The sequence below is a fragment of the Halorubrum sodomense genome, assembly GCF_900111935.1.
In the GTDB taxonomy this organism is placed as follows: Archaea; Halobacteriota; Halobacteria; order Halobacteriales; family Haloferacaceae; genus Halorubrum; species Halorubrum sodomense.
Genome location: NZ_FOYN01000004.1, coordinates 34,596 through 51,136 on the forward strand (window position 1 = coordinate 34,596; position 16,541 = coordinate 51,136).

The window sequence follows — 16,541 nt, forward strand, 5'->3', positions numbered from 1 at the left end:
CGACCGGGACATGCAGGAGTTCGACTTCCTCGTGATCGGGTCGGGGTCGGGACTGGACGTGGCGAACGCGATGGCCGGCCGGGGGAACTCGGTCGCGGTCGTCGAGGAGGGGCGGCTCGGCGGGACCTGTCTCAACCGCGGCTGTATCCCCTCGAAACAGCTCCTCTATCACGCCGAGGTGCTGGAGACGATCGAGGGCGCGGACGCGTTCGAGATCGACGCCGAGGTGACCGATATCGACTTCGCGGAGATCGTCCGGAAGGTGAACGAGGACGTCGCCGGGAGCTCGGAGTCGATCCGCCGCGGGCTCGAGTCCTCGAACAGCCACGATCTGTTCTCGGGAACCGGACGGTTCGTCGATGACCGCACGGTCGAGATCGTCGACGGCGACGACGCGGGCGCCACGCTGCGGGCCGACACCGTCCTCGTCGCCACCGGCACGCGCCCCTCGATCCCGCCGATCGACGGGATCGACGGCCTCAACTACCTCACGAGCACGGAGGCGCTCCAGTTGGAGACGGCGCCGGACCGCCTCGTGATCGTCGGCGGCGGGTACATCGCGGCCGAACTCGGCCACTTCTTCGGGACGTTCGGCACCGACGTGAGGATCGTCGGCCGGCGCGAGCACCTCCTGCCGGAGGCGGACGCGGAGGTCGGCGAGGCGTTCACCGACCGCTACGCCGACCGGTTCGACGTGTACACGGGCTACGAGGCCGTCGCCGCCGAGGAGGCCGACGGCGAGGTGACCGTCGAGGCTCGCCCGTACCCCGAGGCGGATTCGGTCCGCGCGGGCGACGAGCCGGTCGGCGCGCCCGAGGAGGCCGAGCCGGTGACCGTCGCGGGCGACGAACTGCTCGTGGCCGCGGGCCGCCGCCCGAACACCGACTCGCTGAACCTCGACGCGACGGGCGTCGAGACCGACGCGAACGGCTTCGTCGAGACGGACGAGTACCTCCGGACCGACGCGGAGGGGGTGTGGGCGCTCGGCGACGTGGTCGGCGAGTACCTGCTGAAACACAGCGCGAACCACGAGGCGAAGGCGGTGGTCCGGAACCTGCTGGGCGACGAGCCAGAGCCGGTTGACTACTCGGCGATGCCGTTCGCGGTGTTCGCCTCGCCCGAGGTCGCCGGCGTCGGGGCACGTGAGCAAGACCTCCGCGAGGCCGACGCCGAGTACGCCATGAACACGTACGCATACGACGACACGGCCCGCGGCAGCGCGATGCACGCTGAGGGGTTCGTGAAGGTCCTCATCGACCTCGACGGGAACATCGAGGGGTGCCATATCATCGGGCCTGAGGCGTCGAACCTGATCGAGGAGGTCGTCGTCGCGATGACCGCCGGCTCGGGGACCGTTGCGGACATCCGCGACGCGGTCCACATCCACCCCGCGCTCTCCGAGGTCGTCGACCGGGCCTTCTCCGGGCAGTTCTCACGCGGCGGCGGACACGACTACGGACATCATCACCACGGATAGCCGTCAAGGCAGCGCTGCGGCCGAACACGGCGACTTCCCGGTCAGCCGAGTGGTTTTGTCGCTTCCCACCAAACACCCACTATGAACGACCGCGGTCATCTCTCTCGGCGTCGACTGTTGGCCGGCCTCATGGGCGGCGGCGCACTGGGAGCGCTGGCCGGCTGTACCGAGAGGGACACCGGTACCGACGGCGATGCTGACGCCGAAGGCGGCGCCGATACCGGCTCTGGGGGCGACACCGACACCGCAGGCGAAACCGGATCGGAACCGCCCGCTGCCGACGACCTCGACCTCCGGGAGGCGAACGTCGTTGACGTCGCGTTCGAGGCGACGGACGGCGGCTACGTGTTCGACGTGACGCTCCATCACGACGACGGCGAGGAGGGGTACGCGAACTGGTGGCAGGTCGAGCGGCTCGACGGGACGCGGCTCGGCCGCCGGGAGCTGCTCCACGCCCACTCCGAGCAGCCGTTCACGCGGTCAGCGACGGTCGCGGTTCCCGAGGACGTCGCCCGCGTCGTCGTCCGCGGTCACGACCAGACGCACGGGTACGGCGGGGTGGCGGCCCTCGTTGCCATCGACGACGGGTCGGTTCGGTTCACCGATCAGGGACCCGAGCCGCAATCGTTCGACGCCGATCACTTCTCGTAACGCGCTCCGACGAGTATGATACGCGATCACATGCCGAGATGACGTTCCGAACACACACCCGCGGACGGGTTTTGTATGTATGCGTCTTATAAATGAACACGATGGCAAAAGCAGCAATCGTGATTCTCGCCGGCAACGAATCGCACTCCGACTACGGTCGCCTCGCGAACGCGCTCGAAGCGGCCAAGGAGTTCGCCGAGAACGACGACGACGAGCTCGAGCTCATCTTCGACGGCGCTGGGACACAGTGGATCCCGGAGCTGGAAGACGAGGAGAGCGACTACCACGAGCTCTACCAGGCGGTTCGCGACGAAGCAGCCGTCTGTGATTTCTGTTCCGGGGCGTTCGGCGTTGAGGACGCCGTCGCCGACTCCGGGCTCGTCACCCTCGACGAGTACGACGGCCACCCGAGCATCCGCTCGCTCGTCGACGACGACTACGAAATTATCACGTTCTAAGGCGCCGAAAGGACCTCACACCTCCCGGACGACCTCCGTTTTTTGAATCCCGCCTCGAACAACAACGTATGGACGCGTCTGCATTCGTTGCTCCCGACGATCGGCCCGTCACGGCGGTCACGGCCGCAGAGATGCGGGCGGTCGACCGAGTCGCCGTGGAGGATATCGGCCTCGACCTCCCCCGGATGATGGAACACGCCGGTCGGGGGCTCGCCGACGCCGTTCTCGCCGCTCGACCGGCCGATCTCCCCGTCACGGTGCTCGCCGGCAACGGCGGAAACGGCGGCGGCGGACTGGCGTGTGCTCGACATCTGGCGAACCGGGACCACCCCGTCCGGGTCGTTCTCGACCGCGCGCCGACCGAAGTCGACGGCGTCACCGCGGAACAGCTACGAATACTGAAAGCGATGGACGTACCAATCGAATGGGTCGACGCCGACGCAGACATCGACGCGGCGCTCGACGGTCTCGTCGTCGACGCGCTGATCGGCTACGGACTGACCGGGGCGCCCCGCGGCGCCGCGGCGGAACTGATCGAAGCCGTCGACGGCGCGGCGGAAACAATCGTGTCGCTCGACGTTCCCTCCGGCACAAACGCGACGACCGGAGAGGCGCCCGGGGTCGCGGTCGAACCGGACCGCACGGTCACGCTCGCGCTGCCGAAGACCGGGCTCGCGGCCGTCGGCGGTGACCTCCTACTCGTCGACCTCTCGATTCCGGCGATGGTGTACGACCGCCTCGATATTGAGTACGACAACCCGTTCGGCGACGAATTCGCCGTCCCGTTGTCGCGGACGGACGCCGAGTAGAACGGCCCGTCGGTTCACGCGGGTTACCTCGGACTCACCGGAGCGTTATACGGTTCGGTGTAGTGTGTCCGTTTATCAATGACGCCAGCGATCGGTGACGCGGCTGAACTGACGGACGCGGACGCGGGGCTAGAGGCGAGGAGAGAGCGACCCGAACCGACGAGGCGGCGAACGGGCCGATGAGCGCCGAGAGCGCACGCGACCCCGAGCGGGTCGCGACGTGGAGCGACCTCGGAGACCGGGAGCCGACGCACGCCCGGGCGGCCGGCGTCGACCTCGTCGTGGTCCGGTACGACGACGAGGTGTCGGTGCTGTACGGCCGGTGTCTCCACCGCGGCGTGCTCCTCGGCGACGGCCACGTCGAAGGCGAGGACCTCATCTGCGGGGTCCACGGCTGGGACTACCGGTACGACACCGGCGTGAGCGAGTACGACAACTCGGAGCGGTTAGAGAAGTTCCCGGCATGGATCGAAGCCGACGGCGACGGCGAGGAGGCGGTGTACGTCGACGCGGCGGCGGTCGCCGAGTGGGCCGACGACCACCCGGAGCCGTACGACCTACCGGAGAACGCCGACGAGGCAGACGACGTGGACGCCGCGGTGAACCCCGAGTTCTACGGCGAACCGGAGGCCGAGACCGAGCCGCACACCCACTACATCCAGACGCTCGCCCGCGAGGGTCCGGAAGGGATCGGCGAGCACGGGAGCGTCTCCGCGATGGGCGTCCCGCGGACGGAGCTGCCGAGCTGGGACGACCTCCAGATCCTCACCGCCCAGCTCGACCGGACGCCCCTCGACGACGAGGCGCCGGTCGATTCCGGGCTCGTGATCGGCCCGAACGCCGAGAACCCGCTCGAACTGGAGATCCCGGTGTTCGTCAGCGACATGAGCTTCGGCGCGTTGAGCGAGGAGGCGAAGGTCGCGATCTCGAAGGGCGCGGACGCGGCCGGGACGGGGGTCTGCTCCGGCGAGGGGGGCATGCTCCCTGAGGAGCAGGCGGTTAATTCGCGGTACTTCTACGAGTACGCCACCGGGAAGTTCGGCTGGGACATCGAGAAGGTCGCTGACGTCCAGGCGTTCCACTTCAAGGCGGGCCAGGGCGCCAAGACTGGCACCGGCGGCCACCTCCCGGGCGAGAAGGTCCAGGGGAAGATCGCGGAGGTCCGGGACCTCGAACCGGGCACCGACGCCGTCAGCCCCGCGCGGTTCGACGACTTAGAAGCCCCAGACGACTTCGCGGCGATGGCCGACCGCGTCCGCGAGGTCGGCGGCGGCATCCCGGTCGGGTTCAAGCTCTCCGCCCAGCACATCGAGGACGACATCGATTTTGCGCTGGAGGCCGGGGCGGACTACCTGATCTTAGACGGCCGCGGCGGGGGGACGGGCGCCGCGCCGGACGTGTTCAAAGACAACATCTCGGTGCCGACGATCGCGGCGATCCCCCGGGCGCGTCGCCACCTCGACGCCCGCGGCGCCGACGACGTGACGCTGATCGCGACCGGAGGGCTTCGCACCGAGTCGGACTTCATCAAGGCGCTGGCGCTCGGCGCCGACGGCGTCGCGGTCGCGAACGCCGCGATGCAGGCGATCGGCTGTCTCGGGATGCGCGCCTGCGACTCGAACAACTGCCCGGTCGGGATCGCGACGCAGAAGGAGGGACTTCGCGACCGGCTCGTGGTCGACTCGGCCGCCGAGGGGCTCGCGAACTACTTCGCCGCGACGGTGAAGCTGATGAAGGTGATGGCCCGCGCCTGCGGCCACGACGCGCTGACCGAGTTCGAGCGCCGCGACCTGACGACGTGGAAACGGGACGTCGCCGACCTCACCGGCGTCGAGTACGGGGGCGTGGGCGCGGAGGGGCGTCGGCGGTGAACGGTCGGCTCGGCCGAGGGAGTCGGCTCGGCGAAGACCGGCGGCTCAGTCGAGCGAGTCGGGTCGGTGGAACGCGTCTGGACCGTGGTCGTCCAGCCAAGTGAACGCGTACAGTCGTCGCGCCGGAACCCAGTCGAGCCGGCGCCCGTCCGTCGCGGCGCCTGTGTGTGGATTCCACGTCGTCCCGTCGCTGACAACGCCGGCGTCGGTCATCTCGAATTCGTGACCGGGGTCCGCGTACGCGTGAATACCGTCGTCCGTCGCGAAGGCGACGACATCCCGGTGGCCGACCGTCGTCCGCGCGACGCCGCCGGCCGCCCGCACCCGCGAAAAGGCGAAGCCGACCGCGTCCTCGTCGAACTCGACGCCGACAACGACGGTTTTGGGGTCGAGGTCCGCGGGTCCGTCCCACTCCCGAGTGTCGGCCGCGCCGCGGTGTGCTGCGAGCCCGAACCCCTCGCCCGCGGCGTACGCCTCGTACGGCGACTCGGCGTAGTCGATCGGGGCGGGCTCATTGTCGTCGCTCGCGGCCTCGCTCTCTCCCCCCGGCGGGTCGAGGACGACGCCGTCCGGGTACGACTCGCGGAACTCTCGGGCAGAGAGCATTGCCGCCGGGCGGACGGACAGCGAGTCGCCCTCGAACGCACCGTCGATACACTCGCCGGTGGACTGCTTCCACTCGCTGCCGGTCTCTCGATCGTACATCACGAGGTCGTCGTCCGCGAGCTTCCCGGAGACCCCGAACTCGAGCGTCCGCCCCGCGTGGCTCCGGTCGTATAGGACCGCGCTCCCGCAGAGGGGACACCACGTCACGGCGATCGGAATGCTGCCGGACGCGCCGTCAAGGGCGTCGTTGACGATCTCGTGGAACTGGAGGTACCGCACCGGATACGCGCGCGGCGGATCTGCGTCGGTCACGGCGATGACCGCGTCGTTGGCGTCTCCGTCGTACGCGCCGCTGAACCGAGGCTCGTCGACGCTCGGAATCGCGTCTCGGGGAAGGACTCGTCGGACGTTCACGTCGGCGACTGGCGCTCGCTAGACATAACTCGGTCGTCCGCGGGTTGGGGCCGCCACCGCACAGCGCCGCGTCGCTTATTCGACTGGCCGCGCACTGGCGGGTATGAAACGCGTCCGCGTCGACGACGTGGAGAACTCGCTTCAGCCGGCCGCGGTGATGCGACCGCTCACTGACGCGCTCGGGCTGACGGACATGGCCGTGAACTACTACGAGCTCGAACCGGGCGACAGCTTCGCGTTCGCGTACCACAGCCACGAGGTCCAAGAGGAGGCGTTCTACGTCATCTCCGGCACCGCGACGTTCGAGACCGAGGAGGGGCCGGTCGAGGTGGGGAAAAACGAGATCGTGCGGTTCGACCGCGGCGAACTCCAGCGCGGCTGGAACCGCGGCGACGAGCCGGTCCGTGCGCTCGCGCTCGGCGCCCCCCTAGAGTACGGCGAGATGCCGCGGCTCCGGTACTGTCCCGACTGCGACGCCGAGCGGGACAGCGAGTTCGACCGCGTCACCGAACCGGGCGCCGACGGCGCGGCGTCGGGTCGCGAGGCTGTCGTCACCCGCTGCGCAGAGTGCGGGACCGAGACGGGGCGCTGGTACCGCGGGTCGATGGACGGAGAGGTGCCGTGAGGCGATGACGCAGCAACGCCTCCCGGACTCGGTCGAGCGATTCCTCGCCGAGAACCGGACGAACCTCGTCTCGACCGCAGAGACCCTTCTGAGCCACGACACGGCCAACCCGCCGGGTCACACCGCGACGGCGGTCTCGTGGATCGCGTCGCGGCTGGAGACGGCGGGTGTCGACTTCGAGCGGATTGCGGTCGACCCGGAGAAGCCCAATCTCGTCGCGACGCTGCCCGGAGCGTCGGACCGGACGCTGTGTTTCGTCGGCCACGTCGACACGGTCCCGTTCGACGGGACCGAGTGGTCGCGCGACCCGCTCGGCGAGCGCGAGGGCGACCGGCTCTACGGCCGCGGCGCGACGGACATGAAGGGGGCCGTCGCCGCGATGCTCCAGGTCGCGCTCGCGTACGCGGAGTCCGACGCGGCGCCGCCGGTCGACCTACGGTTCGCGTTCGTGAGCGACGAGGAGACCGGCGGCGACGCCGGCCTCCCGAGCGTCAGGGAGGCGATCGAGTTCGCTCCCGACGCCTGCGTCATCGGGGAGACGACCTCCCGGAACGGTCGCTTCGCGGTGTCGATCGCGGACCGCGGCGCTATTTGGCTGACGCTAGAGGCGACCGGCGAGGCCGCACACGGCTCGCGACCGATGCTCGGCGTCAACGCAATCGACCGACTGACGGCCGCGGTCGGCCGACTGAAACAGGAATTCGGGACGCGTGAGCTGGACGTCGCCCCGGAGATGGGGCCGATCGTCGAGGAGTCGGTCGGCTTCCACGAGGGGGAACTCGACGCCGAGACCGTCCGCGATCTGTTCCGGTACCCGACGGTCAACCTCGGCGTGATCGAGGGCGGGAGCGCGGTCAACGCCGTCCCGGCGTCGGCGCGGGCGGAGGTCGACGTGCGGCTGACCGCGACCGTCGAGACTCGTGACGCGCTCGGATCGATCCGGCGCTGTCTCGGCGGGATCGAGGGGATATCTGTCGCGGACGCCTCGTGGAGTCGCGGGAGCTACGAGCCGATCGACTCGCCGCTGGTCGAGGCGAGCGCGGCCGCGGCGGGGGCCGCCGTCGACGAGCGGATCTACCGTCGGAGCGCGACCGGCGGCGGCGACGCGAAGGACCTGCGCCACGACGGCATTCCGACCGTGGAGTTCGGCTTCGGAACGGACACCGCCCACGCGGTCGACGAGTACACGACCGTCGACGCGCTCGCGCGGAACGCCGAGGCGTACGCGCGGCTGGTGGGGGAATACGCCGCGCGGGTGGGAGACGGCGACAGTACCGACCGCTGATCGGTCCTACTCGTCGCCGTACGTGTGGAAGTCGACCGCCTGTTCGAGCAGCTCGTCCGGAATTCCCGGGACCTCCTCGTCGCGGACGGGGCCGGCCTCCCGCAGCGCCTCGGGCGTCCGCGGGAACTCCCGGAGCGCGAAGTGGATCGAGATGCCCGCCTTCGCGCCGTCGGCGAGCGCGATCGGGAGCTGATTGTGGCCCGGCGTCACGTCGCCGACCGCGTAGACGCCGTCGACCGACGTCTCGCCGTGGTCGCCGACGTCGACGGTCCCGTCGTCGTTGAGGTCGCAGCCGAGCTCGCGGGCGAGCCCGTTGTTGTACTCGGAGCCGTACATCGCGAACCCGCCCTTGTACTCGCGGGTCGTCCCGTCCTCGAACTCCAGCGCCTTCAGCCAGCCGTCCTCGCCGTTCTGGACGCCGGAGACGTCCGCGTGAATCACGTCGATCGGGTGGTCGTCGAGCATCGTGGCGGTGTCGTCGCTCCACTCCGGCTCGTGGCCTCGCGTGAGGATGTCGACGTCGTCGGTGAAGTTGAGCATGATCCCGGCGACGTGAGCGGTGCTCTCGGCGTGCCCCATCACGTACACCGGCTTGTCGACGAACATGTGCGCGTCGCAGTGCAGGCAGTAGTGGAGCCCGCGTCCCGTCCGCGGCAGCGGCGGATCGGGGCGCACGTCGTTGAAACCCGTCGCGAGGACGACGGCGTCGGTCTCGTACACCGCACTGTTCCCCTCTAGCGCGATGCGGTCGTCGTCGTCGCCTGCCCGATTACACGACGCGATCACGTCGCGGTGGAGGTCGCAGCCGTACTCTTCTAGCTGTTCCTTCCCGACCCCGAGCAGCTCGTTCCCGCTCGTCTCCTCTCGCGTGCCGATCAGGTTGTGGACCTCCTGCATCATCGCTGCGCGACCGCCGCCGCGGTCGACCAAAGCGGTCCGGTGACCTAATCGGGTGCTGTACAAAGCCGCGGTCTGGCCGGCGGGACCGCCGCCCACGACGACCACGTCGTACGACTCCGTCGGTAAATCCGCTGACATACGGCTCTCGTCGCGCGGGAGGAACAAAAGCGTGCGTTGTTGCCGAACCGCACAGACGCCGATCAATTATAACCGGCCGACGCTTCCGCCGTCCGGTCGCCCGCCCCGCTATTCCCGGTACGCGCAGTGGAACCCGGCGGCATGCCGGTAGAACGTCGGGATCACCGTCCCGCGTAGGTCTGCGTCGGGTTCGTCCGCGAACTCCGCTCCAACCCAGGCGCGGGCGTCGTCGACCGCGGCCGCGACGTGCGGCGGGAGCTCGTAGGCGTCGGTTGCGGTGAGGTATGCCCGCGTGAACGCGTCCGCGAGGCGGTCGAGGAACCGCTCCGTCGGCTCGAACGCGTCCCGGTCGTCGGTGACCAGTCGGTAGTAGGTGCGCCGGATCAGTTCTGACCCGTCATCGATTCCGTGGTCGTCGAATGACCCCGTCGTCGTACAGTCGTCGGTCCCGTCGTCTCTGTTCGCGTGGTCTATGCTCTCGTCCATACGAATGAAGACGTGCGGTTACTATAAGTAACCATAACGGGCGTGTGCCTCTGTCGCACACGCGAGCCGATCTCATTCACGAAGCGTGTCACACACCGCTGGAAAAGCCGTCGTCCCCGCCGTAATCCCGTGATCGATACGAGAAACTCGCTCGCACCGAGAGCGACGTCGGCGAGCCGTCGCAGTTCACCGCCTCTCAGTCAAAAGAAACCCGGTGAGAACGCGAGGTATTGTCGAGAATTGCTAACTTTTGTGTAGGAGCCGTCCCGAGCCTGAACAATGAGGCTTCGTGGCCGTCCGACCTCGTTCTGACTCCTACTTCTACTGCTTGGACAGCTATCGGTTCGCGCGCTCGCCGGTGGCACAGCGCTACTCGTGACCCCGTCCGGCGAACTCGTGGGACCGCCGACCGGACCGCTCGACAACGCACCGATCGAGAACTTTCTCCTTCCCGGTTTCGTGTTGCGTCTGGTGTTCGGTCTGGTGTCATCGATCGTCTGTTACAAGCTCTACACGCGGCGACGGTGGGCCCGGCCGGGAGCGATCGGCGTCGCGCTGGCGCTCCTCGTCTGGGTGGCCGTCGAGGTCTCCGTCGGGTTCACCCGACCGACAGTCTCCCTGAACGTTGCGACTGCGATCGGTGTCGCGGGGGCCGCTCTATCCTCGGCAGTTCGTGCCGATCAATGGAACGAGAGCGCGTAGGCCTTTGCGGTCTCTCCGCTGCCGTCCAGCACGGTCGGTCCGGTGACCTCCAGTCCTCACTCCAACGCGGCCCGGATCTCGTCGGCGCCCGTGACGCCGACGAACCGCTCGACCTCCTCGCCGCCGCGGTAGACCGCGACCGTGGGGATCGACCGGACGCCCGCCTCCGCGGCGAGCCCGTTGTATTCGTCAGTGTCGACGCCGAGGACCGGGGCGTCGATCGTCCCGGACAACTCCTCGAGGATGGGCGTTTGCTGCTTACAGGGGCCGCACCAGTCCGCGAAGTAGTCGACGACGACCTGATCGTTCTCCGCGATCGCCTCGTCGAACGACTCGGTGCTCTCCACGTCGATGATCCCGCCGACCTGTGCGTCGTCGCTGGAAGCCGCGTCGGATGACATACCCGAACGGAGGGCTCGAAACGGGATATTCTTTCCCGAACCGCGCGGTAAGCGGGTTACCCTCGGCTCACCGCGAGACGCGCTCGCCCTTCCGTGTCGAATGGTAACGCGGACACATTTTCGCCTCGTCCTTATCCGCTCGTCGGCCGTCTATCGGCCATGCCAGTCGAGTCGAACGCGCCATCGGTACCGAGCGACAAGGACGCGATCCTCAGCGCGCCGCGCGAGGAGGGTGCGAACGTGCTGCTGACCGCGAACCGATACGACGACCCCGACCGCGGCCGTCACGGGGCGATCATCGAGGAGACCTCGGCGTTCCGTTCGGACATCGAGCTGTTCTACGACCTCCACGCGCTCGCGTGGAACGCCGACGAGGGGCACACGCTGGACGCCCGCGACGACGCCGTCGAGAGTGACGTCTCGTACGCTTCGAGCAAAGTCCCGGAGATCACTCTCGAGAATCGCTTCGACGAGGAGGGATCGACCGGGACGCTCACGCAGCGCGTCGTCGCGAGCGTCGACACCTGCGGCCTGCTGATCGAGACCGACGCCGAGTTCGAAACCGTCGCGGAGCGGACGTTCTACACCGTCGCCGACCTCGGGATCCACGGCCACGATCACGAGGACCCGAACGCGGTCCAGGAGGCGTACGTCACGGAGCGCGACGGCGCGGAGCTGGTGGTCGCGACCGACGGCGACCGGTGGCTGGCGTTCGCACAGGACCGCGACGGGGATCGCGAGTTTGACGGCCGCCGGATCGGCCACACGGGCGTCGCGGCGGGGCCGGACCGGAGCGCATGGGCCGATATCTACGAGGGCAACGACGGGTTCGTCGACGATGCCGAGCGCGGCGAAGGGAACCTCGACGCGGGCGTCGGGCTGTACGTCGGCGAGACGGACGCCGCGTCGTGGCTCACGGGCGTCGGCTTCGGCTACGGCGAAGACGCTGCGGTCGAGCACGCCCTCCGACTCCTCGACCGCGGCTACGAGTCGGAGCGGGAATCGTTCGCGACGGCGTGGAAGGAGTGGCACGAGACGGTCTCGGACGGCCCGACCGACGACCCCGCGGTCAACGGCCTGTACGAGCGGTCGCTGACGGCGATGAAGTGCGCTCAGGACGGCTGTTGCGGGGTCATCGCGGGCGCGTTCAAGCCGAGCGACATGACGTACAAGTTCATCTGGCCGCGCGATCAGGTGATCATCACCCAGGCGCTGATCGCGGCCGGAGCCGAGCGCGAGGCGCGGCTCGCGCTCCGGTGGTTCGACGAGAACCAGATCACCGGCGACGTCGTCGACGACCGGGGGATCGACCGGCACGGGACGTGGTGGCAGAACTACTACGTCACCGGCGAGGCCCACTGGCGGGCGCTCCAGCTCGACCAGGTCGGCGGCCCGATATACGCCCACTGGCTCGTCTGGCGGGAGACGGGCGACGACGACTTGCTGGACGAACACTACAACATGTCACGCCGCGCCGCGGAGTTCCTCCTCTCGTACGACAACGGCTACGGCTTCCCGAAGAAGCACCAGGACCCGTGGGAGGAAATTTGGGGCCACAGCACGGAGGGCACCGCGGCCGCGATCGCGGGGCTGCGCGCCATGAGCGAACTCGCCGACGCGCGCGGCGACGAGGGATTCGCAGATGAGTGCCGCGAGCAGGCGACCGTCTGGGCGGAGAACTTCGAAAAGTACTGTTTCAAATCCACGCCGTACGGCGACGCCCTCGTCACGGCGGACAGCCCGGAGACGCCGTCCGACCCGTCGGCCGACGCTCGGCCCGACGCGGCGGCGTTCATGGCCGTCTGGCCCTGGAACGTCGTCGACGCGGACAGCGATTCCGTCGCCGCGACGCTCGCGGCTGCTGCCGACGAGGCGTGGGTCGCAGGCGATTCCCCCTGTCTCGGCCGGTACCCCGGGGACCGTTACACTCCGACTGGCACCGTCGAGGACGGCGGCTGGCCGCTCTGTGAGGCGTACGCCGATACCGCGCGCTGGCTCGGCGGGAGCGATCCCGACGCGGTCGCGGACCACGTGTTCGAGGACGCCCGCGAGTGGACGACGACCGCCGGGCTCCTGCCCGAGCGCGTCGACGGAAGCGGCCGGGTCAGGTGGAACTCGAACCTCCAATGGAGTCAGGCGACGTACCTGCTCCTCGTCGAGAACCACGTCCGCGACGAGGCGTTCGGACTGGCGCCCGACGGTGGAACTGACTGAGTGATAGCAGGCGTCGGAACGCTCCGAGGAGACCGCGAGCTACTCCGGCGCGACGGCGTCGAGCGCCGCGGAGCGCCATCGATCGATCGCGTGAGCGACGGGGTCCTCGGACCTCTCCTTGTCGACGTAGTACTGGTAGACGTGACCACCCTCGTCGAGCAGCCGGCGGCCCCGCGTCACGAGACCGGTCTCGCGGAGCCGCTTCAACGAACGGTTCACGTTGCTGCGGTCGCGGTCGAGGCGGTCGCTCAGTTCGCTGGTCGTCGCTCCCGTGACCTCGACGACGGCGTCGTAGGTGCGAACGTCCTGTTCGCCGAGGTCGAACACCGTCTGGAACACCTCCTCGCGTGTGGGATTTTTCACCGAAAGCGCGCTCTCGTCGGCTCTCGTTCCCCGGTGGCTGACTCCGCGCTCGGCCCGCGCATCCGACGAGACGTCCGTCGACAAGTCCGTTCGACTACTCATCGTCCGGCACCTCCCCGCCGGCGCGACCCGGAAGACGCGGGCCGGTCGGCTTCTGCGTCCCCTCGACTCCGTCGACGGACAGGTGTTCCCGACCCCACCTGAGCATCGGATCGAGGACCGCCTCTAATTCTCGCCCCTGCTGAGTTAGCGTGTACTTGACTCGGACCGGCTTCTCGCTCACCACCTCGCGGTCGACGAGCCCCTCCGCTTCGAGCGTCGAGAGGCTGTCCGAGAGCATCTTGTTCGACACGTCGTCGATGGCCGCGCCGAGTTCGCTGAACGTGTGCTCTCCGTTCAGTAACTGCGTGAGGATGATCGGGTGCCACTTGTGGCCCAGCACGTCTGCGACCTCGATGAGGAGGCGCTGCGTGCGCTCGTGCGAGCCGTCGAGTCGGGACAGCGGGATCGGTTCGGTGCTCATACACTATGCGTCACGCGCCGCCGGTATGATCACCCACGCTACGTGTCTCGGGCGAGGGATACCGAGACACGTAGGTACCCGGTTCGGTCCGCGGCCCTCACTCGTCGTCGACGAACGACGAGACGAGCGCGTGCTCCGCCGCCCGGAGGTGTTGATGGAGCGTCGCCGAGGCGATATCGAGGCTCTCGGCGATCTCCTCGGCAGTGTGGTCGCGAGGCCAGTCGTAGTACCCCTTCTCGTAGGCCGTCTCCAAGACCGACCGTTGCCTGTCGGTGAGCCCCGCCGCGCCGTCCGTCGGAACAGGGAGGTCCGCCCCGCGGGTCGGGGTCTGGCGCTTGGCGACCAGCTCGACGTCGTCCCAGTACTCCGAGAGCGCGTCGAGCACGCGCGTGATGTCTTCGTCGTTCGGAACCTCGGCGATCAGCCTCGTGTCGCCGTCGCTCGCGTGGAGCGACACCAGTCCGAACCCGGCCTCGGCGAGCAGCCCCGGGGGCGCGCCCGCGACCGTGATTTCGACGGTACACGTCTCGCCGCGACATTCGACGAGTCGACACTCGCGAATTTCGGGGTACTCGTCGAGGAAGGCTCGGATCTCGTCGAAGTCCCCGTGCGTAATCCGCGTCTCGTACGCGTGCGTGTCGTCGCCGTCGGCGACGCTCCCGAGGTGATCACACCGGCAGTCGAACGCCGCGGAGAGGTCGCCAAGCGGGCTCGCGAAGGAGAACTCCAACTCGACCGCGTCGCTCTCGATCAGCGTGTTCCGGCGTTGGTCGGCGATGATCGCGAACCCAAGCGTCTCTCCGAGCAATTCGAGCCCGCTCTGTGTCGTCTCGGCGAACCCGCTCTCCTCGGTCCCGGCCACGGCGAGCACGCCGAACCGCTGTCGGCCGCAGGCCACGGGGACTGCGGCGGCGATAGGATCGGCTTCAGCGTCTGTATCGGTATCGTTCTCGGATTCGAACCGTCGCCGCTGGACGACCGCGGCGTCCAGTTCGTTGGCTTGCCGAACCAGTTGCCGCGCGAACGGCGACGTGAGGAACGACTCCGCGTCGGTCTCGCTGAACGGGTCCGTCGCGACCGCGCTAGAATCGATCGTCACGGCGTCGGCGTCGCCTCCCGTCCCGACGGTCGCGATCCACGCAGCGTCGTACAGCGACGAGTCGGCGAGTTCGTCACAGACTGACTGTCTGACCGCCGCGCCGCTCGTCGTCCGCAGCACCGACCGAATCACTTCGGTGACGAGGGTGTTGAACCGGTCGGCCGCCGCCAGCTCCTCCTGGCGACGCTCCAGTTCCTCCTGCCGAGACCGGAGCCGCTCGTCGCGCTCGGCGCGGGTCAACGCCGAGCGGACGACGCCGGCGAACAGTTCGATCAGCCGAATGTCCTCCTCCGTCAGCGGTGCCTCGCGGTCGAAGACGCTCAACACCCCGAAATCGCCGAGCGGAACGTGGACCTCGGCCCGACACGGGTCGTCGGTGTACGCGTCGTTCGCGCTCGACTCGTTCTGGACCGTCTCCTCGCTTCGGTAGGCCGCACCGGCGTTCGACGACTTGAGGTCGTACGCGACCGCCTCTCGGACGAGCGCTGCGGCCGCGTCCGACGTCGCAGTCCGCACCAGCTCATTCGCATCGGGGTCGTACAGTCGAACGCAGGCGAGCTCGTGGCCCAAGGCGTCGACGACGGTCCGGATCGCGATTCGGCTTACATCATCACGGTCGGCGGCGGCGAGGAGCTCGCGGCTCGCCTCGGTTACCCCGGTAAGGCGCCGTTCCCGCCGACGCTCTTCGCTCACGTCGCGGGCGACGCAGACGAACTCGCCGCCTTCGAGGCCGGTCACCGACGCTCGAACGGGCAGGTCGTCGCCGTCCGTTCGGGAGATCGTCAGTTCGCCGCGCCACTCTCCCGAGTCGAGGACCGTCGGTCGACAGTCGAGTTCGAATCGGTCCGGGGTCGCGTACAGCTCGCCCCAGCTCGCGCCGGCGATCGCGTCCGGGTCGTCGTACCCGAACAGCGAGGCGTACGCGGCGTTCGCGTGGACGACGACGCCGTCCGCGTCGAGCACGGCGATCCCGTCGTCGGCCGCGGCCATCGCCGCCGATCGGCGGCGCAGTTCGCGCTCGTGCTCCGTCCGCGCCGATGCGTCCCGCACGATCGCGAGTATCCGATTGGCCCCTCCGAACTGGACGGTCGTCGCGGTGACATCGACGGGAACGACCTCGCCGCCCCGCGTGTGACACGACAGCTCTGCGGTGAACCCGCTCCCCCTGTCGCGAACACGCTCGACGAACGACTCGAAGACATCGTAGTCGTGCGGGTGGATATCCGGTGGGCCGAGCGAGAGGAGGCGCTCTCGATCGTACCCGAGCAGCTCGCACGCCTGGTCGTTACACCGCAGGATGCGGTTCGCCTCTGGGTCGATGACGAGGACCGCATCGGGGGTGTGCTCGAACAGCCGTTCGAAGATCGTCGACTCCGGGTCGTCGCCCGTCACAGAACCGGATTCGGGCACATCGCTCATGACGCCAGGCGAAGCGGGGAGTGTCCGTCGTTCATTCGGTGTGCCTCTCGACTAGTTCGTTCGGTACGCACGCTTAAGAAACCAATCGCGGAGTGGGGAA

Annotated in this window: 16 protein-coding genes; 9 read left to right on the forward strand and 7 right to left on the reverse strand. The window is 68.6% G+C overall.

All coding sequences use genetic code 11. The features are described 5' to 3' along the window. Positions 1-10 precede the first annotated feature (10 nt). The 5 genes from BM286_RS13365 to BM286_RS13385 all read left to right on the forward strand — a co-directional run bounded on the left by BM286_RS13365 (position 11) and on the right by BM286_RS13385 (position 5,266). Positions 11-1,477, forward strand: a complete 1,467-nt coding sequence (locus BM286_RS13365; RefSeq protein WP_092923850.1) for a dihydrolipoyl dehydrogenase — start codon at positions 11-13, stop codon at positions 1,475-1,477. Between the two features lie 81 nt (positions 1,478-1,558). Further along, positions 1,559-2,128: a hypothetical protein gene (locus BM286_RS13370; RefSeq protein WP_092923408.1), complete on the forward strand. Its 570-nt coding sequence runs from the start codon at positions 1,559-1,561 to the stop codon at positions 2,126-2,128. 101 nt (positions 2,129-2,229) lie between these two features. After that, a complete protein-coding gene (locus tag BM286_RS13375) occupies positions 2,230-2,586 on the forward strand; it encodes a DsrE family protein (RefSeq protein ID WP_092923411.1) in 357 nt (118 codons plus the stop codon). Between the two features lie 68 nt (positions 2,587-2,654). Then, the gene (locus BM286_RS13380) at positions 2,655-3,395 is read left to right on the forward strand and encodes an NAD(P)H-hydrate epimerase (RefSeq protein WP_092923414.1); all 741 of its coding nucleotides are present in this window, start codon (positions 2,655-2,657) and stop codon (positions 3,393-3,395) included. A 179-nt stretch (positions 3,396-3,574) separates the two neighbouring features. Further along, on the forward strand, positions 3,575-5,266 hold the full coding sequence (locus BM286_RS13385) for a glutamate synthase-related protein (RefSeq protein WP_092923417.1): 1,692 nt from the start codon (positions 3,575-3,577) through the stop codon (positions 5,264-5,266). A 45-nt stretch (positions 5,267-5,311) separates the two neighbouring features. Here BM286_RS13385 and BM286_RS13390 read toward each other — a convergent pair whose 3' ends face one another. After that, positions 5,312-6,286 (reverse strand): DUF3179 domain-containing (seleno)protein, encoded by a 975-nt coding sequence (locus BM286_RS13390; RefSeq protein WP_092923420.1) that lies wholly within the window; start codon positions 6,284-6,286, stop codon positions 5,312-5,314. 103 nt (positions 6,287-6,389) lie between these two features. Between BM286_RS13390 and BM286_RS13395 the strand changes: the two genes are divergently transcribed. Together BM286_RS13395 and BM286_RS13400 are read left to right on the forward strand one after the other, a co-directional pair. Beyond that, positions 6,390-6,911 (forward strand): cupin domain-containing protein, encoded by a 522-nt coding sequence (locus BM286_RS13395; protein ID WP_092923423.1) that lies wholly within the window; start codon positions 6,390-6,392, stop codon positions 6,909-6,911. Between the two features lie 4 nt (positions 6,912-6,915). Next, positions 6,916-8,196 carry a M20 family metallopeptidase gene (locus BM286_RS13400; RefSeq protein ID WP_092923427.1) on the forward strand — a complete coding sequence of 427 codons (1,281 nt, stop codon included), beginning with the start codon at positions 6,916-6,918 and terminating at the stop codon, positions 8,194-8,196. 6 nt (positions 8,197-8,202) lie between these two features. Here the strand turns inward: BM286_RS13400 and BM286_RS13405 are convergent, their stop codons facing one another. Then, positions 8,203-9,234, reverse strand: a complete 1,032-nt coding sequence (locus tag BM286_RS13405; RefSeq protein WP_092923431.1) for an NAD(P)/FAD-dependent oxidoreductase — start codon at positions 9,232-9,234, stop codon at positions 8,203-8,205. 108 nt (positions 9,235-9,342) lie between these two features. Next, positions 9,343-9,720, reverse strand: a complete 378-nt coding sequence (locus tag BM286_RS13410; protein WP_092923434.1) for a hypothetical protein — start codon at positions 9,718-9,720, stop codon at positions 9,343-9,345. A 375-nt stretch (positions 9,721-10,095) separates the two neighbouring features. Here BM286_RS13410 and BM286_RS13415 point away from each other — a divergent pair, with 375 nt between their 5' ends. After that, a complete protein-coding gene (locus BM286_RS13415) occupies positions 10,096-10,422 on the forward strand; it encodes a hypothetical protein (protein ID WP_092923437.1) in 327 nt (108 codons plus the stop codon). Between the two features lie 56 nt (positions 10,423-10,478). Here BM286_RS13415 and BM286_RS13420 read toward each other — a convergent pair whose 3' ends face one another. Then, complete coding sequence (locus BM286_RS13420; RefSeq protein WP_092923440.1) at positions 10,479-10,823, reverse strand: thioredoxin family protein; 345 nt, start codon at positions 10,821-10,823, stop codon at positions 10,479-10,481. 159 nt (positions 10,824-10,982) lie between these two features. On the opposite strand from BM286_RS13420, the gene BM286_RS13425 reads away from it, so the two are divergent. Further along, positions 10,983-13,037: a glycoside hydrolase family 15 protein gene (locus tag BM286_RS13425; RefSeq protein WP_092923442.1), complete on the forward strand. Its 2,055-nt coding sequence runs from the start codon at positions 10,983-10,985 to the stop codon at positions 13,035-13,037. Positions 13,038-13,076: 39 nt separating this feature from the next. On the opposite strand, the gene BM286_RS13430 is transcribed toward BM286_RS13425, so the two are convergent. From BM286_RS13430 to BM286_RS13440, 3 genes are all read right to left on the reverse strand, one after another. Next, entirely contained in the window at positions 13,077-13,502 is a 426-nt protein-coding gene (locus BM286_RS13430; protein WP_092923445.1) for a helix-turn-helix domain-containing protein, read from the reverse strand. Further along, positions 13,495-13,923, reverse strand: a complete 429-nt coding sequence (locus tag BM286_RS13435) for a winged helix-turn-helix transcriptional regulator (protein ID WP_092923448.1) — start codon at positions 13,921-13,923, stop codon at positions 13,495-13,497. Before BM286_RS13435 ends, BM286_RS13430 begins: the two co-directional genes overlap by 8 nt. Positions 13,924-14,020: 97 nt before the next feature. Continuing rightward, positions 14,021-16,414, reverse strand: a complete 2,394-nt coding sequence (locus BM286_RS13440; RefSeq protein WP_167603409.1) for a PAS domain S-box protein — start codon at positions 16,412-16,414, stop codon at positions 14,021-14,023. Positions 16,415-16,541: the final 127 nt, after the last annotated feature.